This is a genomic window from Patescibacteria group bacterium, assembly GCA_041662965.1.
Lineage (GTDB): Bacteria > Patescibacteriota > Patescibacteriia > Patescibacteriales > GWC2-42-12 > JACPHD01.
In genome coordinates this window covers 221,393-248,132 of sequence record JBAZRI010000001.1, presented here as the reverse complement: position 1 = coordinate 248,132, position 26,740 = coordinate 221,393, and the positions used below count along the sequence as shown (strand labels likewise).

Below are 26,740 nucleotides of genomic sequence, written 5' to 3'. Positions count from 1 at the left end.
AAATTTATATAATTAATTCCCTCTTAAACTTACCAAAATTTCATCCACCTTATCACTATTGATATCATTAGACATTACCATTATACCATTTTTATCGTTGTGGTTATAAGCCATAAAAGCGCTTGATAATTTACCGTCTTTGCTAAAAATTTTTACTTCAGGCGCGCCTCCCGGCCCGGCTCCGGCAATAATCTCTTTGGTGCCGTCGCCATCAAGATCACCGACTGCCAAATCTACTCCGCCGCGGAAATTTTTATCATAAGCGAAAAATCCGCCGTTTAGAGGCCGGCCGTCCTTTGAAAATACCCGCACCTGAGGACCGCCGCCCGGTCCGGCTCCGGTGATAATCTCTTTGGTGCCGTCGCCGTTAAGATCTATAACCGCCACATTCACTCCGCCGCGGAAATTTTTATCATAGGCGAAAAATCCGCCGGTTAGAGGCCGGCCGTCCTTTGAAAATATCCGCACCTGAGGGCCGCCGCCCGGTCCGGCTCCGGTGATAATCTCTTTGGTGCCGTCGCCGTTAAGATCGCCGACGGCGAATGAAACATCCCCATTAAATTTTCTATCATAAACGCAAAAATTTGAAACTGCTTTCCCGTCTTTGTATATTGTAATCACGCCTTGGCCGTTGACCAGGGTCTCAATTCTGCCGTCATTATCAATATCGCTATTTAAAACAGTAACGCTGCCGGAATAACTATCAAGATATGAAAAAAAACCGTTTCTTGTCTGATCTCCGGCTTGGTTAAAAACACGGACAAAACTGCCGTTGTTGAAGCTGTTTTCCTTAATCATATTATCAATTTTCAATAATACAACGCCGTCTTTAGGCTCTAGGTCTATATAATTAACTTTAGTTCCATTATTTACTCTTCTGTCCTGGGCGCCGTTAATTTTCTCAAATTCCTCTTTTAAAAAAATATACCTTTGCTTCTCGCTGGTTGAATTTACTATTGAAACACCGAATTCAAAATCCCTGCGCCATAGCCCAAGTTTCACGGCCTGGCTGCTTCTGTTCAGCAGGTTGTAGGGGTTCGACATCGATATGCCTAAATTTACATCATACTCATCGTACCACCAATTTTGAGAATGATCCTGATCGCCGTAATCAAAAGAATAATAACCGCCGCCGAGCAGAGTGCTGGTTAAACCGAAGCGCATGGCGGAAAAATCGCTCATCACTTCGGCATTATTCAAATTTGAATTAATAATATAAATATTCGGAAATTGATTAATCAAAGGCAGATTATTTACATATTGATCAGTTAATATCGACCAGCCGTTTTTACCCAGCCAAGCAGCCGGAAAATTTTCCATCATCGTGCCGTTAAGCAACCCGGCATACTTATCGACTATATCAACATTCGCCAAAAGCAATTTGCCGCCGATCTTATCTTTGGTTTTTTTAAGCAAATCATTCATCTGCTTTTGCCAATACTGATTCACCAAGCTTATATCATCCTTCTTACCGTCCTGATTTATATCTATATCTCCATTATTCAGCCATCCCAAATTAGCAAACATCATGTCATAAAAAATTCCATCCCAGTAAGTGTTGTCGGATAATTCATTTTTCGCGGCCGTGGATAAATAATCAGCCCAGCCTTTGCCCGGATCAACAAACTTAATATTCGGCCAAATATTTGAAAAATTAATTATATCGCCCCGGCTGTCTTTTAACCACCAATCATTGTCTTTAATTATTTTATATTCTTCTCTTCTTAGTTTTGCCCATGAATTTAAGTCCTCGGTATTAACTCCCTGGGCAGGAATATAAGCAAGTATTATAGCTTTTGGGTTTTTCTTTTTTATACCGGGAATAAGCTCCGGATTTACCGTATCAACGTCCGCGTCAAGAATAATTAAATCGTATTTATATAATTCGTCCGCGTCTTCAGCCGGCATCCATGGCTGAAGATAATAATTGGCGATTTTGGGATAATCACTTTTAATTTCCGCCGATGCCGTATCGCTAAACAAACCAAGGTTTAATAATAAACTAAGAAAAAAAATTAATATTTTTTTATGATTGTTAATTATCATAAACGCGCCTGCCTTTCCGCTCCTTGATAAATACGCAAAAGACTTTCGCAGTATTCGTCTTTTTTATTGCGACTGGCTGATTCTCTCGCCATTTCACCGATTTTCTCTAGATTGCAATTACCCAAATTGTTCATAATCGAGGCTAATTCTTTTTCGCCACCCGCCCTGAATAAAAATCCGTTGGCCTTATCATTTATAACCTCTGCCATGCCGCCGATCCGTGAAGCGATAACTACTTTTCCCATAGCCATAGCTTCCAAAAGGCTATATGGCATATTCTCCGGCCAAACTGACGGCATAATAATGGCTTTAGCCTGTTTAACGATTCCAATAAGCTCATCATCATATTTAGGCCCGCATAACTCAACTTTTTCCGAGAGTCGGCTATCCAAAATTTTTAATTTATACTTTTCATAATCCGGGCCGGCGCCGACAATTTTTAATCTCTGCCCGCTATTAGTTTCCCGCATGGCCCTAAATAAAATATCAACTCCTTTTTCATCAGATAAGCGGCCGAAATACAATAGATAATCTCCGACCTCGCTATTAATACTAAAATATTTATCATCTACAAAATGTCTTAATATTTTAATTTTTTCTTCCTTGATTCCTGATTCAACGCATTTATCTTTCATAAACTGGCTGGGAGCGATAAATAAATCAACCAAAGCATATGTTCTTAACCATTTATATAAATACGCTTCGAGCATAGCCAAAAAACTTTTTAAGTAAGAATTTTTCACGCACTCGCCCAAAAAGCAATTATAATATTTTCCGTTTAAACATTTCAGGCAAGCCTTATTTTTATTAAATAGCTTATAATTGGGGCAAATTAATTTATAATCATGCAAAGTCTGGACAACGGGTATTTTATGCTTTTTTAAAACATATATAATCGCCGGGCTAAACTGGTGCGCGATATTATGCAAGTGGGCGATATCGGGCTTCTCATTTCTAATTAATATTTCCAGCTTTCTAACCGCGTCGTAATTCCAAAAAAACTTTACAATATTTTTCAGGCTGAATTTATTCAAATCTACTTCGCTTATAAAATATTTATCGTATTCAGAGGTTTTATTTCTCGGATCTTGCATTGAAAAAGGTATTACGGCATGGCCTTTTTGTTCTAATATTTGAGTTATATCAAACATATGCCGCTCGCTGCCGCCTTTTAAATAATAAAATTTATTTATTTGTAGAATTTTTAATACTCTTGACATATTACTCAATATATGATATAAATTAAGATTGCAATTCGCAATAATATTCATTGCTTTTTTAAAATTCATATTTAACCTATTCTAGGGAGGAAAAACCATGTTTAAGAAAATCCGTAACGTAAGTATTTTTTTGGCGATTGTTCTCTTTGTAAGTGTTGTGTGCTCAATTTCCTACGCTTCAGAAGAGATAAAAAAAGTTAACAAGGGCGCCAGTACCTCAGAAATGCTTTCTTATTTCCCTAAACCAGACTATTATGTCGTTGTTTGTGGAGTAGCCTGCGACCAGGAACCTGCTGAGTGGAAAACAGACAGTATGCAAAAATATCATGACATCGAATATACTATAGTTCGCTACCAGGGCCAGCAGACAGAGGAAATTGAATTTGTAGATATAGCAGATATAGTAGATGCTATATACTACACACACTATTCGCCACGACCGGAGAATAAATGGCAAGGCTACAAAGTAACAGATGCTATCGTGATCCTCAGGGGAGAAGAAGGCGGCAAAAATTATTTACTTAATAAGAAACTGCAATCTCCCCAAAACTATAAAGTTTGTACTGATCCTACTGGTTTTTTAAACGAATAAACCAACAAGTAGGCACTCAATTGCGGATACACAAGAAAAATTCTTGTCCCTGTCCGCTTTTTTTATTTTATTAATTTAAAGAACTGCTTGCTTCCGTGTCTGATTAAATCTATAAGACTTGGCTTAAACATACAACCAAGCAAACAACCTTCACCGCATTGCAGGCTGGCCTTAACGATATCTTTTCTTTTTTTGCTATATATATAATCCTTTAAGCTGGTGTCACGCAAATTAACAATTTTTCCGAATTTACATAATATCACATTGCCGAAAGGATCTATAGTTACTTGGTCTATGGCGGCATAGCACTTGGCTGAATAATTGCTATCGGTAAAATAACTATAAAAAACTTTCAAGTGTTTTTCGTCGTTTAATAATATCTCCGGATTTTTTCTTTTAAATTCTAATAATTTACTGATTAATTTTTTTAATTTAAAATAATTTTCTTTTTTAACCCATAATGGATAATTATTTTCTTTATAATCTATATTTTTATTGCCGTAATCGTAGGCATCATAAGGCTGGATAAAAACCATCGCGCCAATTTCTTTTGCTTTCATGAGCAAGGGGCTTATTTCATCTAAATTTTCATTAGTCAACGTAATGTTAATTTTTAAATTTATATTTTTATATTTATTACCGCTGGATATTTTCATCACTGCCATGGCGTTTTTATAAGCGCCGGGGAATCCGCGCAAGCTGTCATGTAAAATTTCGCCCGCGTCCAAAGACAGTGAAATATGGCCGCCGCCGAAGTTATCATATTTTTCTAAAAATTCTTCGGTTAATAAGCTGCCGTTGGTCGCGAAATGGGTATAGAGACCTTGCTCATTAGCATATTTTAACAGCCTTAATAATTTGTCTTTAAAAATTAAAGGTTCGCCGCCGGAAATTCCAAATTCAAAAATTTTTAATTTTGCCATTTCTTTAATTATCTCTTTAATTCTGTTTTCGCTAATATAACCACTAATATTTTCACCTTCTCCGATTTTCCATTGCGGGCACATTTGACAGCGAAAATTACATTTATTTGACATCAAATAATATAATTTAGTCGGCCGGGGCATAAATAATCCTGTCCTTAAATAAATATTGCCAACAAATATATTCTTTAATTTGGCTAAAGCAATTTTACCGTATTTAATTGTTTTATGTTTATTAAACATATTTTATTGCTTCAATTTACGTTTAATTAACCAAAGCCCTGTTTTTAGCCAGTGTTTTTTTATCCCCGGCTTGGCCGTGCAGACCATCCAGCAGGCAGTCGGACAATTTTTTGTTTTACATCTAATTTTATCAGCCGCCCGGCTTTGCCAAATATTCTTAAAATCTGCCTCAAGTAAATTGCCGGCGATATCGGTTAAAATATTACAGGGATAAATATTGCCCCGCGGATCTATGAAAAATGACCCGCGCATAGCGTCACAATTAACTAACGCTTTCCCCGTCCTGGCATAATAAGCTAAGCCATGCATATAATAGCATTTGCCCAGCTCATTTTTTTTAAACGATTCTATTTTTTCACCAATATAATAATCAGTCTGCTTTTTAATTATTTTATAATCAGGTTTTTCATTATTGTCCGTAGAAAAATAATTTTCCGCGTTATGGGCGATAGTCGCGCCGAAATTTAAGTTATTCTTCTTGGCGAATTCATAGACGGGTAAATACTGATCTTCATTCCCGGAGATAAAAGTAAAACCTAGGCCGATATTATTAAAGCCGATTCTTTTTAATTCGGTTATTGTGTTAATAACCAGTTCAAAAGCATTAACGACTCCCCGGATTTCATTATGCTTTTTGCCTAGAGCGTCCAGAGACAAAGCGATAATAACGCGGTCGGCATAGCTACGCTTTAAGATTATTTTAGCTAGACCGACTATCCGGTCGGTTAAAAAACCGTTGGATGAAATAACCAATCTTTCAGGGTTGCATCTTTTAAAAATACTATCCAATATCTCTAATAAATCATCCCTTAAAAATGGTTCGCCGCCGGTAATATTTATATCATTTAAACTTTTCGGCAATTTTAAATAGTCAGCCGGCTTTAGGCTGTCGGCAATTTTACTTCGCCAGATATTGCACATCCGGCAACGTGAATTGCATCTATAAGTTACGGCTAAAGTCGCGGTGCGAGGTTGTTTATTTATTATTTTCATATTTAAAAAAATCGCAATAGTAACAACGGATATTTAATGATTTATCTTTCTCGCCGTTCTTAAAATACCTTCTGGCGGCGCGGTATTTTTTATTATTCCATATTTGTCTTACGCTACTCTCCTTAATATTCCCAAAATTATTATCTTCCTTATTATAATAATAGCAGCATGGCTGGACTTCGCCGTCCCAACGGAATGCCGGGTGGCCATACAACCAAAAGCATCTTTTACCCGCCGGCCGCGGATTATTATAATAAGAATTTAGATCATCTTTAAAAGTGAAATAATCCGCGCCCAATTTTTCGGCCAGTAATTTAATCTTCTCTTTCTCTTCGCTTGAATAATATGAAAAATTGATTGTTTGTATTTCAACCAACGGATATTTTGATTTTTGTTTATTTTTTTCTATCTGAATTTTTTTTATATTCTCAACAACTTTTTGAAAACTGCCTCCTCGCCTGTATCTCTGATATGTTTCTTCGTTATAGCCGTCAAGACATACTATCAAATGAGTTAATCTATTGGCGACCAGCTCTTCGGCTAATTTATCCGGCAGATAATTAAAATTAGTGCTAATAACACTGCCAATATTTCTATCGGATAAATATTTAACCATCTGACTGATTTGCCCGTTGATTAGAGATTCGCCCTCAAAATAAAGAGAGACTTTTACCAAATACTTTTTCAACTCATCAATTATTTTAGCGAATGCGGAAAAATCCATATCGCCGAAATAGCCGCCTGGCATATGATCTTTTTCCCCAAGCGCTTGCCGGCAGCCGGGGCAACGTAGATTACATTTATTTGTCGGCTCAATCTTTATAAAAAAAGGTTTGGGCCTGATTATTTCCAAACCTATAGCCTCTCCTATTTTTGATAGCAAAATATTTAAAAATTTGCTAATATTTAAATATGGCAGACTAGTCTTAATATGCCTTCTAATAATCGAGATTTTGGAGTAATATTGATTGTATTGGTGTTTCTTCATCTATTTAATTATACATTTTTATGACCTTACATAATAATATATTTTATAAAAAAAGTCAAGGGCAACCAGGCGTGCTAGCAATAAGTTATTTAATATTAGCCTTAATATTGTTTTTTGCCGTTCTCTCGCTTGATGCAACTATTTATATGAAATTAATGCTTGGGTTGCTGCTTGGCCTATCTCCTCTTTTTTTATATAAACCAATATATTTTTTATTCTTCATTTTTTTAATCACGCCGAGTTTAAGAGACATATCGGAAACGATAATCGTGGGCAATTTTAATAATATTTCCTTTAATTTTAACTTTGTTATAGATTTGATGGTTTTAGCCTTCGGCGGTATATTTTTATTAAGAAACATTAAGCCAACAATCGAGTTAATAAAAAAATACAAAGTAATAACTTTATTTTTTTTGTTTTTAATAACCTCCGCTCTAAGCGTCATATATTCAATAGATAAAACATCATCCGCCATAGAATTATCCCGGATCATTATTATTTTTATTTTATTTATTTATTCCATATTGGCGGTAAAAAATAAAAATAATTTTTATCAACTTATCGCGGCAATATTATTCGGCTCTCTATTTCCCTGCTTAATCTCTTTTTATCAATATTTTACCGTTAGCGGGTGGTGGGATAAAACTATAATGGCTTACAGGGTTGATGGCACCTTCTCGCATCCGGCTACTTTAGCCTTTTATCTCATATCTACTCTGCCTATTATTTATGCTTTATTGTCCAATAAAATTAATAAAAGCAAAAAAATTCCCTTGGCTGTTTTACTGCTTTTAAATTTATTTATTGCGCTTATAACTTTAACGCGCGGCGCCTGGATTGGTCTTTTAGCAATGTCTTTAGTCTTCGGCTTATTTAAAAGCCGTAAATTTCTAGTCGCTATTACTGCTTTAATTTTTCTAGCTTATCTTTTCACTCCCGCGATAAATGAACGCGTCAACGACGTTTTTAACCCAAAATATAATAGTTCCCTTATTACCCGGCTTAAAATTATTGAGACTACCTTGCCGGCCTTTACGAACGCCCCGGTTCTCGGCTACGGTTTAGGCAGTTTTAAAAATATAAATTTAAAATATAATGATGAAGCAAAAACTTATGAATCGCTCCAGGCTCATAATGATTACCTCCGCCTCCTGATAGAGTTGGGCATTATCGGCCTGGCAATATATATAAGCATATTTATATCATTATTTATTTTAATCTATAAACTTTATAAAACGGACAGCAAATATATTAGAAATTATCTCTTTAGTTTAATTATTCTTTGGCTGGGCATCTTAGCTATATCATTAGGCGACAATATTCTTCGCACCATGCCTTTGCAATTTTTGATTTGGAGCTACACCGGCGCCGTCATAGCTTACGCGAATTTAAAAGAAGTCTCCTAAAAAAAGAGGGTAACCCGCGTGACTGCAGGTTACCCATTTGGCTTTGCTTCGCAAAGCGATTTATTTCATTTTGGCGGCATGGTAAACGGCCGCCGGAATCCAACCTCCCTTTTTTGCCTCATCAACGACGGAGCGCACGATTTCCCCTTCCAGCTGGAAGAATATCATGTGCTCGCCGTCCGGGTGGGCGTTGTTCGCCCGTGCGAAGAATACTTGGCTGGTCCAGGGCGGACACAGCCAGATTGACCGCTGGTCGTTTACCGACCCGTTGCTCACGGCAACATTAACCGGTTTACCAACCACTGAAGGGTTGACCGCAAAAACATAAACCGCCTTGCCTTCCCCTGCCTTGACATCATAGGACGCACTCTTGGCGTTGCCCTTTTTACCATCCACGACCCAACCGGCCGTGGAGATCAGCGATACGCCCCCTTTTTCCTGGATCCAACTACTAGCATCCGGCCCCGTAAATGGTGCTGACAATTTTGTAAACCTGTCAATAACCGTAACGGTAAAACCCGTCGCAGTTGCCTCAATAATAAAACCGTTTCCTTCCTTGTCAAGATCCCTTAACTCGGCCGCCATTGCCAGGTTTGCACCAACGGCGATGACTGCCAACATTACTGCAATTATCAATAATCTTTTCATGTGCACCTCCCTAATGAATATTTTGCCTTTATTTTTTTCACGGAACATCCGTGAATATTTTTAGGCTTGTTAAAAGAAACGTAATTTTAGATAAATTATTTACCTAAACTTATCTTTCTTCTAGCTTATATTATTAAATATAATTTTTCTTGATTTGTAAAGAAATTGGGTGGGTGGCGATTTCTTTTTAAAGAAATCGCCACCATATATTATAACAGCGTATTAAGCTGATTCTATGCATTGTAATGTGCTACTATTTCCTTTAACAATATTGTCTACTGTTTCGGCTCCGTCTCTTGATTTTAAACCAATGACTCGGCTCGGCCGCCACGTAATTTAAATTACGCAGCTAAGCTCTGAAACTCAACAATATAATTTTCGGAAATTATGACCCTTGCGCCTTAATTTTCTAATAACGCGCCAGGGTCAGTGAAAACATCTCCTCCACCAGCCACCGATGTAGATCCGTAAAGCACGGCATCAGGGTTGATGAAAATGTTCATTTCGGGTTGGGGAATCCCGCTGTCCCAGCCTTTATACTTTAAATAATCATATAGCTGGCCCAGATTAAGCTGCCAAGCAAACCCACTGCCAAAGGCATGACTGCCATTGGTGTTTCGGCCGGTAGCTTGATACCCGATTTTTAAGGAATCGCCCAAGATTCCGAAATATGGGGTCAACTTATAAACCGAATCACCGTCAAACAGAAAATTAACCCAACTCTCAAGCGATAGCGTGACCAGCTTGCGCTTGTCACTAAAAATTCTTATTTCGCTTTTAAATTCCAGCCCGGAAGTTATGTCAGGCTTTTCATTAAGGTTAATCACCTGACCATTTAGACTATTGGTCCAGGTTGAATACCTGCTTGACGACAGCTCGGTAATCAGGGCTACGCCGACCTTAAATCTTGAGAAAAACAATTCGTTAATACGGGAATTGTCGTCGATCTCGGATTCAAACACCAGGGCCTTATAGTTAGTCTCCGTTTGATATCTGCCGTAGATATCGCTTGAAGCGCCAAGATCTTGGCGCGTGCGATAACCGATACGGAAAATATACTCTTGGTTGTCCGGTGTTTGGATTCTATGCTCAACCCCGAAGGTTTCAATTTTCCCTTCAAAATCAAACGTTTTCTTCCAATCACCTTCCCACTTGCTGCCGTTAATATATACGCCGGCTTTGTGGATATTGCCATCCTTATCGGTCCAAACTTGGCACCTAACTGCGGCATATAACCAGGTTGAATAATCTTGCGCGTCATCAGTATAATCCTGATGCACCTTGCCGACTGCTAAATCAAACTCGCAGTTCGGGCAAACCGCCTCCCGATACAAGACCGTTAAAAACCGTTCCAACGGCTTACTGTACAACTCTGGCGGTGGTAATATCGGCGGCATCGGCGGAGGCGGCGGTATTTCCACTTTAGGCGGTGGCGGCGGTATTTCCACTTTAGGCGGTGGCGGCGGCGGAAGCACTTTTTTCACAAGCTGGATAATGACGTTCTTACACTGCTTAGCAAGTGTTGCTAAAGCAGCGTAATTTTCATTAATGCTTGTAATTGTACTTTTGCCCGATACCTCGCCTTTTGCCACAATTTTTGTCCATCCTTGGGCCGACTTGCCATAAGTCGTCGCGGCCACAATTTCACCGTTTAATTGATGAATTGTTTCAGAAGACTCTAGCCCTATAACAACCTTTTGAGCTAAGTCGTCCGGGATGGACATTTTTATATCCGCTTGTCGCAAGCTTTTTTTCAAAGCCGCTACCGCATTGTCCGCGGCTTTTGGCAATGAAACAGTCGTTCGATTAGACACGACCGAAGTTTGCAACATGATTAAGGGTTTATAGATCTTGATTACCTGCCCCGCACGAATGCGGTTCGGATCCTTTATCGCGTTTAATTCTGCCAAACGGCGGCATTTATTCACCGATGGATTCTCGCCATAGTATTTTTTAAAAATACCCCATAACGATTCGCCATATTTTACTCGGTGTTCAGCCGTCGCTCTAACTTCCGGCGTAACCAGCTCATATTGAACCTTGCCTTCATCGGCAAGGGCAAGATGAGAGGTCGCGCAGAGAAATAGAGCCGCAAAAAATAAAATCAATCGTCTCATCTGTCCACCTCTCATCTTTCATTAAGGTTTTTTATTTTCCTCCAGCCGTAACTGGTACTGCTGCTGAAGGGCCTCTTGAGCCTTAAGCACACGATTGTGCTCGGCCAGAATCTTGAGATATTCCCTGACCTGCACCTCATCGCGCTCGGCCATCATGCTCTTTATCGGCGCAATCTCCTCGGCTAATGTTTTTCCGAGGTCGTAGTTCGTGATCACGGATTGCTCCAGATGTGGACCATTAGGCTCTCCTGCACCGGCGATCTCCATGATTACAGGGAAAATTCGTACTCCGAACATAAATATTAGCCCCTCTACTCTGGGTACCAAGCCTAAACCAATGATCAGATCTTGGCTGGTTATAACACCAATCTTTCTTAGCACCCGCTCTGTTAAATTAGGAATATTTAACTTATCAACCTGGGCTGCGATTTTATTCAAGGACTCGCTGATCAACTTATCATTCGCGTCGTCGGGTTGAACTTCCAGCCGGATAACGCCACTTTCCTTAAGGGACTTGATCTTCCCCCAGTTAAAGCGTTCCTCGTACTGCCCATAGACGGTCTTGCCGTCCAGGCCGTATTGACGGAGTTGGCCTGCTTGGTCGCGGGAACCGATATACCCTTTTCTGTCCATATTAATCTTATTATTGAAGTCAGTGACCAGGATATGCAATTTCGTTCCCCAAGGAATCTTAGTGCCAATATAGTTCTCGCCGGAAAGTTTCTCTGGTTTGCTGCCCTTCTCTTCCAGGTACAAATCCTGGCGGATACCGAACCTACTGGCAAACTCCAGAATCGGATTCACAGGAATCAAATAAGCCACATAAGGCTTTTTTTCTGGAACAATCGCCTGTTTTCCCTTTTCGGTCTGAATAAGCACCGAATTCGGGTTAGGGGGCAATTCAAACGACTCTTTTACCGTCATGTTCTTCGCGGCGCAACCTGTAACTAACAGAAGCGCCAACAACAATCCTATAATCTTCTGTGTCTTCTTCATTTTGTTACCTCCTCGCTTCCATTAGTATTGTTTTTGTTTCATCTGCGTCTTTCTCAAAAAGCGGAGACTTAACGCACCTGCGAAGGTGCCCGACGTAATTTTTCCCGCCTACTTCCATTCCGCAGAACGGGCAATTTTTCACGTCTTTTCCGTTCAATTTTTCCAGAAACATCTCCGCGATCTCCGAAAGTTCCCGGGGCCAAACAAGTTTAGCCTTTATGAAAAATTTACGCAAAATCCATATCAGTAAACCAAGAATAGAGCAGAGACCGATTATACCCACGACTATAAAATAAAATCCATACTTGTTGAGTAAATAATCTTTCTGCTCAACCACAACTGCCGGAGCTACCTTAACAGGCGTGTAAATTCTGATCTCCCCGCTCGTGGCATTAACCGACTTGTCGTCGGTATAAGGCATGCCCTTCACTACCCGAATCTTAACTTCAGGCATTACCCCTTTAACCACGCCAGCGATAGTCTCAGATCTTTTTTGAGCCAACGGAATATTAATATCCGCTCGCCCTCTCTCGTCAGTATACCCGTATATTTCTACGATGGAATCCGACTTAATATTGACCAACTTATCCAAAACCTTTTGCTTGTCGACATCAGATTTGCCCACTTGAAAATAGACAAAATGACGCTGGAGATTATTCTCCGCCATTACTATGGCTGTAAAACCAAAGACAATAGCAACCATAACCGCTAATACTAAAAACTGTTTTTTCATCTTTCCCTACCTTTCTCCCTCTAGGGGTTTCAACTCGTCCAGCTCCGGCTCAAAGGCCTGCCTTCAGTAGTCAAAAAAAATGTAAAGAACAAAGCTTGAATCCCAACTTTCTTCCACCCGGAAGAAAATGGCCGGCAATAACCGGAAAAAATTCAGACTCCCAAAATAAGACGATTATTAAAAATCGTCCCGGTTTGGATTTCTGAAAATATTATTTATGCTTCCTTTTATGGAAATATCTTGAGGTTCATTCCCGCCATAATTATTATCCAAATCATCAGAAGATAAAGATTTATAACTAGCGCTTTCTTCGCCGGGTATTTCTAAATCATCGCTATTCAGATTCTCTTCAGTATATTTTTTTGCATCGCCTAAATCTTCCCATTGATTCTTTATATCAGCTGGCTGGACGCTGGATATTTTTTGCTCTTCTATTTTTTTTCTATTCGATCTTGACCATAATCTTAAGTTATACCTATCTTCCGGGAATAAATAAATGTAAGAAAAAGAAATAAGTAGACCAAAAACGATTGCCAGCGCCAGATTAAATATAATATTTGGTCTAACCGGCCATAAAGAAATAATCGGCTTATCAATTATTCTAATCACAACATTGCTTGCCATGCCATGATATTGCCCGTTTTTAGTTTGCAAAACATAATTTACCGCCGAGGCGATCAAGTCTAGCTGTCTTTTATCCGGATGATACGCATTAATTTCAATAATACCGGTATCACCGACAACTTTAGCCTGAACAGTTTCCCGCCATTTCTTCATCTCGCCATTAATATTATTATTCTTTGAAAAATAATTTTTATCAATATGATATCCGGATTCCAAAATATCATCAAAAAATGAACTAGAGGTAACCACGTTAGCTAATATATTGCTTAAATATTCATTAGACTTGGAAATAGCATAAGGGTCGGTATCTACGTCAAAATTTTGAATTACTATAATTCTGGAAGTAGAACCGTATTTTAATGGTTGAATGAACGTTAAAATTAAAGCTAATATTAAAAAAAACATAACAATTAAAAATATTGTCATTTTCTTCCTGCTTATTAGCCCTAAATAATCTTTAAATTCCATAGAGTTCAGATAAAAAATTAATTATAGTTTAACAGCACACCTTAACATTTCTCCTAATTTTTGTCAAGACAGCTATTTTTATAACATATTTTACCAGAAAAAACAAAAAACCGGACTATGCCGGTTAATGTTTTATAGAGTTTTTTCGGGAGATTTTAATTGTTTTTTACCTTAACAATCGTGCCTATTAATTTTTTACTTTGGCTGGCTTCTCCGCCGATAAGCTGTCGCTTTTTAAATAAAATATCAAAATAAAACTCGGTTTTACCGATAATTTCATCTTGCTTTATCCGCTCCACGGTAATCTCCAGCTCCCTGCCCTTGAATTTCTTTTTATAATCTTCAGCCAGCTTAAGGCCAAGCCGCCTTAATTTTTCCGCCCGTTGCGCTTTATTTTTTTCTTTAACTTGGCCGGGGAATTTAGCGGCCGGCGTTTTTTCGTGAGCCGAATATGGAAACACATGCAGACGGCTGAATTTTATCCGCTTAATAAATTTTTCCGTGTCTTTAAAATCTTTCTCGGTCTCGCCCGGGAAGCCGGTAATCACGTCGGTAGTAATGGCAATATCCGGCATAATTTGCCTAATTTTTTTTATCCGGCCAGAAAAATATTTTACATCATATGGCCGATTCATTAATTTTAAAATTTTATCCGAGCCGGACTGCAATGGTATATGCAGATGCTTACAAATTTTATTTGACCCGGCCATTAAATTTATCAGCTCGCTCGATACTTCGGTGATTTCAATTGAACTTAACCTGATCCGGCCGAGATCTTTTATTTTAACTAATTTTTTTAATAATGCCGTCAGCTTGTCATTGCGAGGAGCGCCAGCGACGCGGCAATCTCCGGTTAAGCTCCGAGTACGTGAGATTGCTTCGCTCCCTCCGGTCGCTCGCAATGACAATTGGCTCGTTTTTCCATACAACCCTAAATGGATTCCGGACAGCACGATCTCCCGATATCCGGCTTTTACCGCCCGTTCAATTTCGCGAATAATTTCTTTCTCTCCCCTGCTAATTAATTTGCCGCGCGCGTAAGGGATAACGCAATAACTGCAATACTGCTCGCAGCCGTCCTGAATTTTTATAAAATACCTTGTCCGGCCGGTTAGCGCGAGCTCGGCGATAGCCGGCGTAAAGATCTTATCCTTAAATAGAGAGAAGCGATTCGCAATTTTTTTAATAGCCTCGCCGACCTCGCCTTTGGCAATAATAAAATCAGCGGCAATATTCTTTATTCCATAGGTTTTCGGCCAGCAGCCGGCTAAAACGATTTTAGCTTTGGGGTTTTCTTTTTTAGCCAATTTAACCATGCGGCCGCTTTTAATTATGGCAGTTTTAGTCACGGCGCAGCTATTGATTACGGCTATATCGGCGTTTTTGTCCGCGGTTATAAAGCCGGCCCGAACCAGCTCGCCGGCTAGTTTACCCGAATCATACTGATTAACTTTACAGCCTAAGGTATAAATTTTTATTTTAATATTTTTCATAAAAAAGAGCTCTCTCGCGAAAGCTCTAGGCTATTGTATGTAGCCCTGGTTATCTTTTTTCTGTAATGTGGCCTATTATGCTTAAAAAAGCTAGTCCAACGGCCACATAGAGCAAATCATTAATTGATCTGCCGATTTCCGCCAATGGAGATAAGCCTGGGTTGAGAAAGAAAAAATAATAACCGAATAAAAAAATATAGCTCTCGGTTATCATCTTAGCTTTCCCGAATAGATTAGAGCCATTATGCAAATTTTTCTTAGCCGCCCAATGCCCTAAAATAATAAGAACTGCTTCCAACGCCAACAGACCTAACGAAGTTATAATGATTGAGCGCCAAAGAGACCGTTCAATCAAACCATACGAGCCTGCCAATAAAGAGACAAACAAAGTTAAAGTAACGGCCTTATCCGCTATCGGGTCCAAAATTTTCCCGAATTCGCTAATCTCGCCGTATAGTCGCGCCACATACCCATCTAGAAAATCCGAGATTACCATATAAAAAGCCAGAGCGAATGATATGCTATATTCGCCCATATAATGGTAGATTAGATAGAATGGCAACATCAAAATGCGGGAAGCGCTTATTCTATTGGCTACGGTACTGTTTACATTTTCTAAAATTTCATTTAATGAGCGCATCATCTCTCCTCACCCCCTTATTTAATTGGATTTATATTTATATTTATTTTTTATTTTTCTCAGAGCCGTCTGTCGGATTCGAACCGACGACCTACGGTTTACAAAACCGTTGCTCTACCAGCTGAGCTAAGACGGCAATTTTAACTTTTGATTTAGGACGAAATAAAATGGTGCGCCGTACAGGATTCGAACCTGTGACCTTCTCCTTAAAAGGGAGCTGCTCTACCAGCTGAGCTAACAGCGCAAAATTAAAAAATCCGTGCTGACGGATGTCTTAATTATTATTAAAATAACATATATCTTTAAAAATAGCAAGAAAAACTCCCGCAACTCGCAACCCTGCCCGTATGGCAGGCGGGTCATAACTCACAACTCCTTATTTTGCGGCATTTTTAGTTACGAGTTGCGAGTTATAGGCTATGGGCAGTAGTGGAAAAAACGTGGATGAAAAGTTTAAAAAACGGCAAATTTTACTCTTGCTTAAACCGGCCCTGCAAGGTATTATAAAAATATGGCAGACAATAAAACTTCTATCTTAAAATTACCGCCGCAAAATATTGAGGCCGAGGCCTCTCTTTTAGGCTGTTTAATGATTGATAAAGACGCGATTTTTAAAATCGCCGATACTTTGCGCCCGGAAGATTTTTATAAAGACAGCCACGGCATTGTTTATGAAACCATGCGGGAGCTTTACGCCCGCCATGAGCCGATTGATATTTTAACCTTAACCTCAAAACTTGAAGAAAAAAGCAAATTAGCAGACGTGGGCGGACGGACTTATATAGCCGAATTGGGCAATACTGTGGCCACTTCGGCGCACGTAGTCCATTACTCCGCCATTATCCAGCGCAAAGCCACTTTAAGGCGCCTGTTATCCGCTTCGGCCGAAATAACCGAACTTGGCTACCGCGAAGACGAGGAAATTGAAAAACTGCTTGATGAGGCCGAACAGAAATTATTTGGCGTTTCGCAAAAATATTTAAAAAATGTTTTTCAGCCGATTGATAACTTATTAACCGAAGCTTTTGACAGAATTGACGAACTGCATAAGCAAAGCGGAAAATTGCGCGGCTTGCCTACGGGTTTTCATGATCTTGATAACTTGCTCGCCGGTTTGCAAAAATCGGATTTAATAATTTTAGCCGCCAGGCCGAGCGTGGGAAAAACTTCTTTAGCCCTTGATATCGCCAGACAATCAGCCCTTATCAGCAAAGTTCCGGTCGGCATATTTTCTCTAGAAATGAGCAAAGAGCAATTAGTCGACCGCATGCTTTGCGCCCAGGCTAACGTCAGCTTATGGCGCATGCGCACGGGAAAATTATCGGACAAAGAAGAAGATAATGATTTTTCGCGCATCGGCGACGCTATGGGCCGATTATCCGAAGCGCCGATTTATATTGACGATTCAGCCAGCTCCAATATTATGGAAATAAGAACTAAAGCGCGCCGGCTGCAAGTTGAAAAAGGCTTGGGCTTATTAATTATTGACTACTTGCAATTAATGGAAGGCCGGGGCAAATACGGCGATAACCGCGTGCAGGAAGTTTCGGAAATCACCCGCGGGCTTAAAGGCATCGCCCGCGAACTTAATATACCGGTCTTTGCTTTATCGCAATTATCGCGCGCCGCGGAAATATCCAGGCCGGCCATACCGAAACTATCCCATTTAAGGGAGTCGGGCTCAATTGAGCAGGACGCGGACGTAGTTATGTTTATTTATAGGAAAGCCGCCGACCGAGGCTATAATTACGATGAACTGTCCGAGAGCGAGAAACATCTGGCTGAAATATATATTGCCAAGCATAGAAACGGGCCGACCGGCAAAGTTAATTTATTCTTTGACGAAGATACGGTCAGCTTTAAAAATATGGAAAAAACCGGCCAAGAAGCTCCGCCGGAATACTAATTCAATAAACTAAAAAACATGTTCAACAAATTAAAACAGTTTAAAGACCTAAGAAACCAAGCCAAAACTTTACAGAATGCTTTAGCACAAGAATCGGTTGAGTATGAAAAAAATGGCGTTAAAATAACCATGAACGGCAATATGGAAATTACCAGCCTTTCCCTAAGCGCCGAGATTTCTAAAGAAAAGCTGGAAAATATTTTAACCGACGTCATAAACGAAATTATCAAGCGAGCGCAAAAGCTCATGGCCAAAAAAGTGCAGGACATGGGCGGCATAAGCGGAATGTCAAATTTCCAATGACAAATGACAAATAATTATTTGACATTGGTATTTTGGCATTAATTTGTCATTAGAAATTAATCATTTGTCATTTATTATTTATATGCGCTACCCTTCTTCCATCCAAAACTTAATTGAATATTTTTCCAAACTGCCGACGGTCGGCCCGAAAACCGCCGAACGTTATGTTTTTTATTTATTAAACCAGCATCCGGAATGGCTGCAGCAATTTGCTCAGGCTATCGCCGAAGTTAAAGAAAAAACCGCGGTCTGCCAAACCTGTTTGTCTATCGCCGAAGCCAATCCTTGCCAAATCTGCTCTGACGCGAAAAGAAACCGCTCGGTTATTTGCTTGGTCGCGGATACGCGGGATATGCTGGCCATTGAAGCCACCAAGCAATACAGCGGGCTTTACCATATTTTAGGCGGAGTCATCAATACCATTGAAGGCGTAAAGCCGGACCAGCTGAATATCAAAACTCTGTTAAACCGCTTAAAGCAAAATAGCGCCAAAGAAATTATTCTGGCTTTTAACCCGGATCTAGAAGGCGAAACCACGGCCATGTACATCGTGAAATTATTAAAGCCTTACAAAATAAAAATCACCCGCCTGGCCAAAGGCCTGCCCATGGGCGCGGACCTTGAATACGCGGACGAGATAACTTTATCCAACGCGCTGAAATACAGGAACGAGATGTAATACTTTTGTCATTGCGAGGAGCGATAGCGACGAAGCAATCTCACGGACAATTTAATATAATAAACCTTTGTGTTAAAAACAAATCTATAATTTAATAAAATAGTTCGTTAGATTGCCGCGCTCCTTGCAGTCGCTCGCAATGACAAACAAATTTAAAAATCCCGCTAAGCGCGGGATTTTTGTTATGCAATCTTGGTTATTTCCACTTTGGTATACGGCTGACGATGGCCGACGTTTCTTTTATATCTGGTTTTGTTTTTAAACTTTACCACGCTGACTTTCTTGCCCTTGCCCTGCTCTAAAATTTTGCCTTCAACTATCTCGCCCAATAAAGGCTTGCCCAAGTTAATATTTTCCTCTTCGGCTATAAGCAAAGCCGGAAACTTTAAAACCGCGCCGACTTCGGCGTCAATTTTCTCAATTTTCAAATTCTGCCCTTGGCTAACTTTATATTGCTTGCCGCCGGTTTTAATAACTGCTATTTTTACCCCGTTAGATATCTCATCTTTTTTAATTGCCATATAATTTGATAAACCCCGATTGTTATATTGATAACATTATAATTATCAATTATATCTAACGGGGTGAATAAAAACATTATTTAAAAATAAAAGCTCACGAAAGTGAGGCGTTATGAGATAATATTAAACTACTTTATTCTTTCTGTCAAGATAAGCGAAAAACATAATAACCGATATCATAATAGCCAAGAGCGCGGCTAAGGCCAGCGCCTTGCCTTGGCTTTGCAAAAATAAGGCGGATAAGCCGAAAATAATGGAAACGCCGTAAAAAAGTAAAACTGATTTTTTAACGCCTAGGCCCATATTTAACAAGCGAAAATGCAGATGCTTATTATCCGCGAACCTAAAAGGATTTTTACCGGCAACCAAGCGCCTAATGATAGTCCAGGCCACGTCTAATACCGGTATGCCCATAACCAATAAGGCGATGGCGATTTTACCGCCCGAGATGATTGAAAGCACGCCTAGGGCGTAGCCTAGAAAAAGCGACCCGCCTTCGCCTAAAAATATTTTCGCCGGATGCCAGTTAAAAAATAAAAAGCCGAGCGTCGCGGCCGCTAAAATCAAAGCGGCCAGACCGATGTCGGGCTGATAATATTTCTCGCTCATGGTAAATAAAAAAATCACTAGCGCGCCGATAGCCGTCATGCCACTGACTAAGCCGTCAAGCCCGTCCAAAAGCTTAGTCGTATACATCATGCCTAAGAGCCACAAAGCGATTAAAACAGCCGACAAAGCGCCCAAATAAATAAAACCGCCGAAGGGATTGGTAATTTTTTCAATCTGCACGCCGCCGGCGATAACGCTCACGATCGCCAGCGCCGGCCAAATAATCTGCCAAGCCGGTTTTAAATTATATTTATCGTCCAGCCAGCCGCCGATCATTAAAAAACAGGCGCCGCTAAAAAATCCCAGCCAGTGCCGCGGCAGAAGATCGCCGGTCAGAAGCTTGTCATGGGTAAAATATAAAATAATAAAAAAAGCCGCGAAGATAGCCAAGCCGCCGAGTAGCGGCGTTGCCCGATCATGAATTTTTCTCTCCCGATCAGGCTTGTCAACGATTTTCAGTTTCTTTGCCAGTTTCATAACTAAAAAAGTCAGCCCAACGGTTAGAAGCAAAGTTGTTATGAAAATTTGAAGATAAAACAGCATATATTTAGTTTTCCACAATATAAATTTGCTTTTTTTCTGAAATTAAGCTATAATATATTTTTATGGATAATTTAATTAATTATCCTAATCGCACATAAAAAAGGAGGTGAAAATTAGATTAATTAAGAAAAACGTTGTTGAAAACTTGAAAACACTTACTTTTATTGCAAAACAGGAGGGGTAATAATGAGGATCTCGGCTAATACTGACCTGGGCGGAGCAAAAGTGGCATTTGTAGCAGCTGCTACAGGTAGCAAAGTTGGCGGCAATTTTGGTTTGGTTATGGAAGCGATGGGAAAAATCGCAAGAGAAAACAAAGGCACAAAAGCTGTAATGATAGACCCAGACAAGGCCTTATGTAAATTAAGAAAGCTTAATGGCACCCCCCCGACCGGTCAGAAATTCCTCGAAGTAACAGATGGAGGAAATATTAACGAAATATCCATCAGTTAATATTTCTTCCAAAATTTCCGGGACGACATGGCATATAAATTTTCTTACGTGGAAAATTTATGCCAAGTCGTCCTTTTCTTTTTCCCTTGTTTTTTCTATTATGCAGTTGGTAAAATTATTTATAACTCTCTCCCCTTTTTCACGCTGATTTTAACTTCGCCGTCAATCACTACCGTATCCCTTCTTTTAAGCCCGTCGGCCAAAACTTTATTGGCGATTTCGTTTTCAATTTTTTCCTGAATCAAACGCCTTAAAGGCCGAGCGCCGAATTTAGGGTCAAAGCCTAAAGCGGCGATTTTTTTTATACCGGCTTCATCGCACTCCAAGCCGATGCCTTTGGCTTCCAGCATTTTTCTAACTTTATTTAGCATCAGTTTAGCAATGCTTTCAACTTCCAAAATCTCCAGCGGCTTAAAGACGATTACGCCGTCAAAACGATTTATTAATTCCGGCTTTAAATATTTGTTAAGCTGATCGTTTATGAGCGATTGCTTTATTTGCTCTAAAGCGGCGCCGGCCTTAATTTGGTCCTGGATATAAACCGCGCCGATATTGGAAGTGGCGATAATAATGCTATTAGTAAAATCAATCGTCCGGCCCGATCCGTCGGTTAAGCGGCCGTCGTCCATAACTTGCAAAAATAAATTTAAAATTTCCGGATGCGCTTTTTCCAGCTCATCCAACAATATCAAAGAAAACGGCGCTTTACGCACGGCCTCGGTTAAATAGCCTAAAATTCCGTCCGGCGAACCGATCATTTTTTCTATTGACTCCGGCCGCTGGTATTCGCTCATGTCCAGCCTAACCATATAATCCTCGTCGCCGAAATAAACTTCGGCCACGGTTTTAGCCAATTCGGTTTTACCGACTCCGGTCGGTCCTAAAAATAGAAAATTGGCGATCGGCCGCTTTTGCTCTCTTAACTCGGTGCGCGCCCGCCTTAAACTCGCCGCCACCATATTAACGGCTTCGGCCTGCCCAATCATGCGGTTATGTATTTTTTCTTCCAAATTAAGCAGAACTTCGCTTTCTTTCTCGGTAATTTTCGTCAAAGGGATTTTCGTTTTTTGGCTGATAATTTCCGCCACGTCTTCAACATCAACCAGGCTGTTTAGGCCTTTGGTTTTAGAAACTTTAACCGCGATGGCTTCTAAAATATCAACCGCTTTAGCCGGCAAATATTTATCATAAATATATTTAGCCGATAATTCCACGGCCTTAGCGATGCTTGAATAGGTAAAATAAACTTTATATTTGGCTTCGTAAAATCCGATCTTGCTTTCCAGCATCTGAATGGCTAAATTATTATCCGGTTCTTCGACTTCCACTTTAGCCATGATATTGCCTAAGGGTTTATTCTCAATATATTTGGCATAATTATCCTGGCTGGCGCTAGCCAGACAAATAAGATTATGCCGGCCAACGGCGCTAACTAAAACTTCCGACAGCTCAAAACTCTCTTCGCCGCCGGCCGTAATGCCCATTAAATTTTCAATATCATTAATATATAAAATAATATTGCCGGCGCGGGCCACTTCATCAATTATTACCAAAAGCCTTTCTTCGGCTTTGGCCGCCGAGGCTCCGCTTAAGAGGCGCGTTATGTCTAATTCCAAAAGCCGTTTGTCTCTTAGCATTTTCGGCACGTCTTCCTCCACCATGGCTTTGGCGATTTGCCCGATAATCATTTTTTTACCAACGCCCGCCGGGCCGGAAAGCAAAACTCCATTTTTACCGCTTTCTAAAATTTGAAAAATTTCTTTAACTTCATCTTCCCTGCCAACGCATAATTCCAGCCGGCCCCATTTAGCGGCCAAAGTCAAATCATAAGCGAAATGGTTTAAGATCGGCGTGGCCACGGCCGTATAAGCGCGGTCCATAGAAGTCGCCGGCTTAAAACGCGAAGCTTTGCGGTACAGGCGGTAATTATCCATCAAACGCTCGCCGATAATAAACCATTGGATAACATTATTTATTTTATCATGGTCAATATCCAGATCGTAAAGCAACTCGCTTAAATTTTTATCCCGGGCTAAAATCGGCAAAATAAAATGAGCCGGCTCTACCCTTTTTTGCCCGGAATTCAAAGCGCTGATATAGCTTTCAAAAAAAATCTCTTTAACTTCCGCCGCTATCACGGTTTGTTCGTTTCCCGCCTCTAAAGCCAATAATTGGTTTTTTAATTTAGCGATTAGCTTAGCCGAATCAATATTCAGTCGGGAAAAAATCGCCGCCACCCCCCTGTCTTTAAGTAAACTAAAAAATAAATGGATCGGCCTGACCCGGCCATGCTTAGCGTAATCGGCCAAATTAAAAGCTTGCTCAATCGCCTTAAGCGCGGACAGGCTGAAACCGCTGGAAACTTCAACTTTATATTTGCCCTTTACTTTATTAAATTCAGACCAATTATTCGGAGAATTATATTTTGCCGTTTGATCATACTTAGGCTTGGTTATCTTCCGCCGCGCCGCTTCCGCTTGGCTTAAGCGGTAAATTACAAACATATCAGCCAATAAGCTGATCCAAAAAGTTAAAATCAGCGGGCTTTTCACGCGCCAAAAAGAAAAAGCTTCCAGGGTCTGCGTATGTTCGCTCGCTCGCCAAACCCAATAAGCTAAAGCCATTAAGCCGGCTAAGCCTAAAATATAGGCCAATGAATTCACAACTAAATTTAAGCCATTTTTTAAATGCCGCAATTTTATGGCCGGGACGCTTATAAGCAGATTCCAATAAAAAAATCTGCCGGCGTAAAAAGCTATCACGCCCGCGCCGGAGCAATTTTTGCAAGCCGAACCGGAGCCCGACTTGCCGGCGCCGGCGCAGAAGTCGCAAACTATAAATTGAATTTTTGATTTTTTATTTTCTTCGGGCATGAAAATTTAGCTTAATGCGCAAATACAATTTATAAAAACTGAAAAATAATTTCATAAATAACAAAAACCGGAAATAAAATCCAAAAAATAATAACGGCCAGAGAAAAAATAAGCCATAACAGCATAACAATGCTTCTGAAAATAATCTGCACCAGGCGCATAAAAAAACTGATCAGCATACCCTGCCAATCATATTGAGCGTACATCGGGCGGAAAATATTTTTTACCCAGACGAAAAGCGCCAAAGATTTTTGCTTGTTTATTAAAAAATTCATCACGCCCATGATTATATTTAACAGCCCGCGCGAATACCACCAGGCGGGAAAATATAAAATATCCTGAATCAATTCAATTAATATCTGCAGGCCGTAAAAGATAAAGCTATTTGACATAAATTTTCAATTTCTAATTTCTAATTTCTAAACAATGAATTAATGTTTTAATTTCTAATTAAATTAATTCATTAATAATTATAGCTTTGAAAATTGTTTGAAAATTGAAAATTGAAAATTGAAAATTTCTTAATAATATTATACCATATTTCAGCCAATTAAACCAAGCGCTTGACAGCCTTTTAAGTATTGTGTAAGATATAAACATAAATAAACGCCGCCCGCCAGGGCTGTTTTTTAATAGAACAATATGGATAAAATAATCAATTACATCAAAGCCTCAATTGAAGAAATGAAAAAAGTCGCTTGGCCGACTAAAAAAGAAACCTATAATTATACTTTGCTGGTGATTTTTATCAGCGTGGGAGTGGCTTTGTTTTTGGGCCTTCTAGACCTCATTTTTACCAAAGGCCTGGAATATTTAATTATCAATAAATAATCGTCTCCATATGGCTAAACAAACATTAAATCAAGGCCGGCGCTGGTACGTTTTACACACTTATTCCGGTTATGAAGAAAACGTCTCGCAGAATTTAAAACAAAGAATCGAATCCATGGACATGGAAAATAAGATTTATAATATTTTAATCCCTACGGAAAAAAAGATTAAAATTAAAAACGGCAAACGGAAAATCATTGAAGAAAAAATCTTTCCCGGCTACGTTTTAGTGGAAATGATCGTTAACGACGATTCCTGGTACGTAGTCAGGAATACGCCTAACGTCACCGGCTTTATCGGCACCGGCACTATTCCGACCCCGATCTCGGAACATGAAATAAAAGATCTGCAAAAACGCATGGGCGTTGAAGAGCCTAAATTTAAAATTGACGTTTCAATCAATTCGCCGGTGCGGATCATTGACGGGCCGTTTAAAAATTTAGAAGGCAAAGTGGCCGACATTGACGAGGCTAAAGGCAAAATCAAAGTCGTGGTTTCCATGTTCGGCCGAGAAACTCCGGTGGAGCTTGATTTCTTACAAATTAAGAAAATATAAATCCCACAAATCAACGAATCTGCTACGAATCTACAAATCAAGCTTCTTAATATTTGTAGTATTTGTAGTTAATTTGTAGATTCGTCGGGGTTGGAAGATTATTAAATAATAAAAACTAACCAGTATGGCCAAGAAAATATTAACCAAAATAAAATTGCAAATTCCGGCCGGCCAGGCTAATCCCGCGCCTCCGGTAGGTCCGGCTTTAGGCCAGCACGGCTTAAATATCGCGCAATTCTGCCAAGCTTTCAACGAAAAAACCAAAGATAAAATGGGCGATATCACGCCGGTGGAAATTACTGTTTTTGAAGATAGAACTTATACTTTTATCCTAAAAACTCCTCCAGCTTCGGAATTAATCAAAAAATTGGCAAAAATCCCCAAAGGCTCGGGCAAGCCTTTAACGGAAAAAGTCGGTTCAATCACCAAGGCCCAGCTTAAAGAAATCGCCGAGATTAAAATGCCCGACCTTAACGCCAATGATATTGAAGCGGCCATGAAAATTATCGCCGGCACGGCCAGGCAGATGGGCGTAGAAATAAAATAATTGAAAATTTAATCACTAATTTGTGGGAGCCCCGCAAACGCGGGGCGCTAATACCACGAAAAAAATTATGACAAAAAAAACTAAAGCCACGGTTGAATATGACGTCAATAAAGCTTATCCGATCGCGGAAGCCGTTGAATTGACCAAAAAATTATCTAAAACAAAATTTGACGCTTCGCTGGAAATCCATTTCCGCTTGGGCATTGACACTAAAAAAGGCGAACAGCAAGTCAGACTGGCCGTTTCCCTGCCTAACGGCACGGGCAAAACCATTAAAGTGGCGGCTTTTGTCACCCCGGCCAAAGAAGAAGAAACCCGTAAGGCCGGCGCTGATTATGTCGGCGGCGAAGAATTGATTAACGAAATTAAAAAAACCGAGAAAACCGATTTCCAGGTAGCCGTAGCTGAACCGGCCATGATGAAAAATTTATCATCAATCGCTAAAATTTTAGGCACCCGCGGCCTGATGCCTTCGCCTAAAAACGAAACTGTTACGCCTAACCCGGCTAAAGCCGTTCTGGAACTGAAAAAAGGCAAAATAAGCTTAAAAAATGACGATACCGGCAATGTGCACGTGGCTATCGGCAAAATTTCTTTTGAGACCGGCAAATTAACGCAAAATTTTGAAACGCTTTTAGAAGCGATCAGAAAAGCCAAACCGGCGACTTCCAAGGGCATCTATATCAAAAAAGCTTACATCAGCTCAACTATGGGTCCGGGGATAAAAATCGCTTTATAAAAATCTCACATAAAAAAACGCTCCGCGATTCGCGGAGCGTTTTTTATTTT

The 26,740-nt window shown here is 39.9% G+C and carries 27 protein-coding genes and 2 tRNA genes; 10 read left to right on the top strand and 19 right to left on the bottom strand.

Annotated features, from left to right (window positions below; genetic code table 11):
• Positions 1-12 precede the first annotated feature (12 nt).
• Positions 13-2,046 carry a putative glycoside hydrolase gene (locus WC639_01045; protein ID MFA6306381.1) on the bottom strand — a complete coding sequence of 678 codons (2,034 nt, stop codon included), beginning with the start codon at positions 2,044-2,046 and terminating at the stop codon, positions 13-15.
• Positions 2,043-3,266: a glycosyltransferase family 4 protein gene (locus WC639_01040; GenBank protein ID MFA6306380.1), complete on the bottom strand. Its 1,224-nt coding sequence runs from the start codon at positions 3,264-3,266 to the stop codon at positions 2,043-2,045. Before WC639_01040 ends, WC639_01045 begins: the two co-directional genes overlap by 4 nt.
• A 97-nt stretch (positions 3,267-3,363) precedes the next feature.
• On the opposite strand from WC639_01040, the gene WC639_01035 reads away from it, so the two are divergent.
• Positions 3,364-3,858: a hypothetical protein gene (locus WC639_01035; protein MFA6306379.1), complete on the top strand. Its 495-nt coding sequence runs from the start codon at positions 3,364-3,366 to the stop codon at positions 3,856-3,858.
• A gap of 62 nt (positions 3,859-3,920) precedes the next feature.
• Here the strand turns inward: WC639_01035 and WC639_01030 are convergent, their stop codons facing one another.
• The 4 genes from WC639_01030 to WC639_01015 all read right to left on the bottom strand — a co-directional run bounded on the left by WC639_01030 (position 3,921) and on the right by WC639_01015 (position 7,498).
• A complete protein-coding gene (locus WC639_01030) occupies positions 3,921-5,024 on the bottom strand; it encodes a radical SAM protein (GenBank protein ID MFA6306378.1) in 1,104 nt (367 codons plus the stop codon).
• A gap of 3 nt (positions 5,025-5,027) precedes the next feature.
• The gene (locus WC639_01025) at positions 5,028-6,017 is read right to left on the bottom strand and encodes a radical SAM protein (protein ID MFA6306377.1); all 990 of its coding nucleotides are present in this window, start codon (positions 6,015-6,017) and stop codon (positions 5,028-5,030) included.
• On the bottom strand, positions 6,001-7,005 hold the full coding sequence (locus WC639_01020) for a radical SAM protein (GenBank protein MFA6306376.1): 1,005 nt from the start codon (positions 7,003-7,005) through the stop codon (positions 6,001-6,003). The genes WC639_01025 and WC639_01020 overlap by 17 nt, the downstream gene beginning before the upstream one ends.
• A gap of 142 nt (positions 7,006-7,147) precedes the next feature.
• Entirely contained in the window at positions 7,148-7,498 is a 351-nt protein-coding gene (locus WC639_01015; GenBank protein ID MFA6306375.1) for a hypothetical protein, read from the bottom strand.
• A 157-nt stretch (positions 7,499-7,655) separates the two neighbouring features.
• Between WC639_01015 and WC639_01010 the strand changes: the two genes are divergently transcribed.
• Entirely contained in the window at positions 7,656-8,411 is a 756-nt protein-coding gene (locus WC639_01010; protein MFA6306374.1) for an O-antigen ligase family protein, read from the top strand.
• Positions 8,412-8,471: 60 nt separating this feature from the next.
• Here the strand turns inward: WC639_01010 and WC639_01005 are convergent, their stop codons facing one another.
• From WC639_01005 to WC639_00965, 9 genes are all read right to left on the bottom strand, one after another.
• Complete coding sequence (locus tag WC639_01005; GenBank protein MFA6306373.1) at positions 8,472-9,107, bottom strand: hypothetical protein; 636 nt, start codon at positions 9,105-9,107, stop codon at positions 8,472-8,474.
• A 353-nt stretch (positions 9,108-9,460) separates the two neighbouring features.
• Positions 9,461-11,176, bottom strand: a complete 1,716-nt coding sequence (locus WC639_01000) for a LysM domain-containing protein (GenBank protein ID MFA6306372.1) — start codon at positions 11,174-11,176, stop codon at positions 9,461-9,463.
• Positions 11,177-11,197: 21 nt separating this feature from the next.
• Positions 11,198-12,172: a hypothetical protein gene (locus WC639_00995; protein ID MFA6306371.1), complete on the bottom strand. Its 975-nt coding sequence runs from the start codon at positions 12,170-12,172 to the stop codon at positions 11,198-11,200.
• 4 nt (positions 12,173-12,176) lie between these two features.
• Positions 12,177-12,905 (bottom strand): hypothetical protein, encoded by a 729-nt coding sequence (locus tag WC639_00990; protein ID MFA6306370.1) that lies wholly within the window; start codon positions 12,903-12,905, stop codon positions 12,177-12,179.
• Between the two features lie 177 nt (positions 12,906-13,082).
• Positions 13,083-13,997: a Wzz/FepE/Etk N-terminal domain-containing protein gene (locus WC639_00985; protein ID MFA6306369.1), complete on the bottom strand. Its 915-nt coding sequence runs from the start codon at positions 13,995-13,997 to the stop codon at positions 13,083-13,085.
• Positions 13,998-14,152: 155 nt separating this feature from the next.
• A complete protein-coding gene (locus WC639_00980) occupies positions 14,153-15,490 on the bottom strand; it encodes a MiaB/RimO family radical SAM methylthiotransferase (GenBank protein ID MFA6306368.1) in 1,338 nt (445 codons plus the stop codon).
• Between the two features lie 49 nt (positions 15,491-15,539).
• Positions 15,540-16,133, bottom strand: a complete 594-nt coding sequence (locus WC639_00975; GenBank protein ID MFA6306367.1) for a CDP-alcohol phosphatidyltransferase family protein — start codon at positions 16,131-16,133, stop codon at positions 15,540-15,542.
• Between the two features lie 60 nt (positions 16,134-16,193).
• A tRNA-Thr gene (locus tag WC639_00970) sits at positions 16,194-16,266 on the bottom strand.
• A gap of 32 nt (positions 16,267-16,298) precedes the next feature.
• Positions 16,299-16,374: transfer RNA gene (locus WC639_00965), tRNA-Lys, on the bottom strand.
• A 267-nt stretch (positions 16,375-16,641) separates the two neighbouring features.
• Between WC639_00965 and dnaB the strand changes: the two genes are divergently transcribed.
• The 3 genes from dnaB (at position 16,642) to recR (ending at position 19,018) form a co-directional block, all read left to right on the top strand.
• A complete protein-coding gene (gene dnaB / locus WC639_00960) occupies positions 16,642-18,036 on the top strand; it encodes a replicative DNA helicase (GenBank protein MFA6306366.1) in 1,395 nt (464 codons plus the stop codon).
• A gap of 18 nt (positions 18,037-18,054) precedes the next feature.
• The gene (locus WC639_00955) at positions 18,055-18,339 is read left to right on the top strand and encodes a YbaB/EbfC family nucleoid-associated protein (GenBank protein ID MFA6306365.1); all 285 of its coding nucleotides are present in this window, start codon (positions 18,055-18,057) and stop codon (positions 18,337-18,339) included.
• A gap of 82 nt (positions 18,340-18,421) precedes the next feature.
• Positions 18,422-19,018 carry a recombination mediator RecR gene (gene recR / locus WC639_00950; protein MFA6306364.1) on the top strand — a complete coding sequence of 199 codons (597 nt, stop codon included), beginning with the start codon at positions 18,422-18,424 and terminating at the stop codon, positions 19,016-19,018.
• A 182-nt stretch (positions 19,019-19,200) separates the two neighbouring features.
• On the opposite strand, the gene rplU is transcribed toward recR, so the two are convergent.
• Positions 19,201-19,539, bottom strand: coding sequence for a 50S ribosomal protein L21 (rplU, locus tag WC639_00945; GenBank protein MFA6306363.1), 339 nt, complete (start codon positions 19,537-19,539; stop codon positions 19,201-19,203).
• 123 nt (positions 19,540-19,662) lie between these two features.
• Positions 19,663-20,691, bottom strand: a complete 1,029-nt coding sequence (locus tag WC639_00940; GenBank protein MFA6306362.1) for an MraY family glycosyltransferase — start codon at positions 20,689-20,691, stop codon at positions 19,663-19,665.
• A 186-nt stretch (positions 20,692-20,877) separates the two neighbouring features.
• On the opposite strand from WC639_00940, the gene WC639_00935 reads away from it, so the two are divergent.
• The gene (locus WC639_00935; protein MFA6306361.1) at positions 20,878-21,144 is read left to right on the top strand and encodes a hypothetical protein; all 267 of its coding nucleotides are present in this window, start codon (positions 20,878-20,880) and stop codon (positions 21,142-21,144) included.
• A 119-nt stretch (positions 21,145-21,263) separates the two neighbouring features.
• Here the strand turns inward: WC639_00935 and WC639_00930 are convergent, their stop codons facing one another.
• Positions 21,264-24,017: an ATP-dependent Clp protease ATP-binding subunit gene (locus WC639_00930; GenBank protein MFA6306360.1), complete on the bottom strand. Its 2,754-nt coding sequence runs from the start codon at positions 24,015-24,017 to the stop codon at positions 21,264-21,266.
• Positions 24,018-24,046: 29 nt separating this feature from the next.
• Positions 24,047-24,409: a hypothetical protein gene (locus WC639_00925; GenBank protein MFA6306359.1), complete on the bottom strand. Its 363-nt coding sequence runs from the start codon at positions 24,407-24,409 to the stop codon at positions 24,047-24,049.
• Positions 24,410-24,659: 250 nt separating this feature from the next.
• On the opposite strand from WC639_00925, the gene secE reads away from it, so the two are divergent.
• From secE to rplA, 4 genes are all read left to right on the top strand, one after another.
• On the top strand, positions 24,660-24,848 hold the full coding sequence (gene secE / locus WC639_00920; GenBank protein MFA6306358.1) for a preprotein translocase subunit SecE: 189 nt from the start codon (positions 24,660-24,662) through the stop codon (positions 24,846-24,848).
• Positions 24,849-24,858: 10 nt separating this feature from the next.
• Positions 24,859-25,404 carry a transcription termination/antitermination protein NusG gene (nusG, locus tag WC639_00915; protein ID MFA6306357.1) on the top strand — a complete coding sequence of 182 codons (546 nt, stop codon included), beginning with the start codon at positions 24,859-24,861 and terminating at the stop codon, positions 25,402-25,404.
• 124 nt (positions 25,405-25,528) lie between these two features.
• Positions 25,529-25,951, top strand: a complete 423-nt coding sequence (rplK, locus tag WC639_00910; GenBank protein MFA6306356.1) for a 50S ribosomal protein L11 — start codon at positions 25,529-25,531, stop codon at positions 25,949-25,951.
• Between the two features lie 67 nt (positions 25,952-26,018).
• Positions 26,019-26,690, top strand: coding sequence for a 50S ribosomal protein L1 (rplA, locus tag WC639_00905; protein ID MFA6306355.1), 672 nt, complete (start codon positions 26,019-26,021; stop codon positions 26,688-26,690).
• Positions 26,691-26,740: the final 50 nt, after the last annotated feature.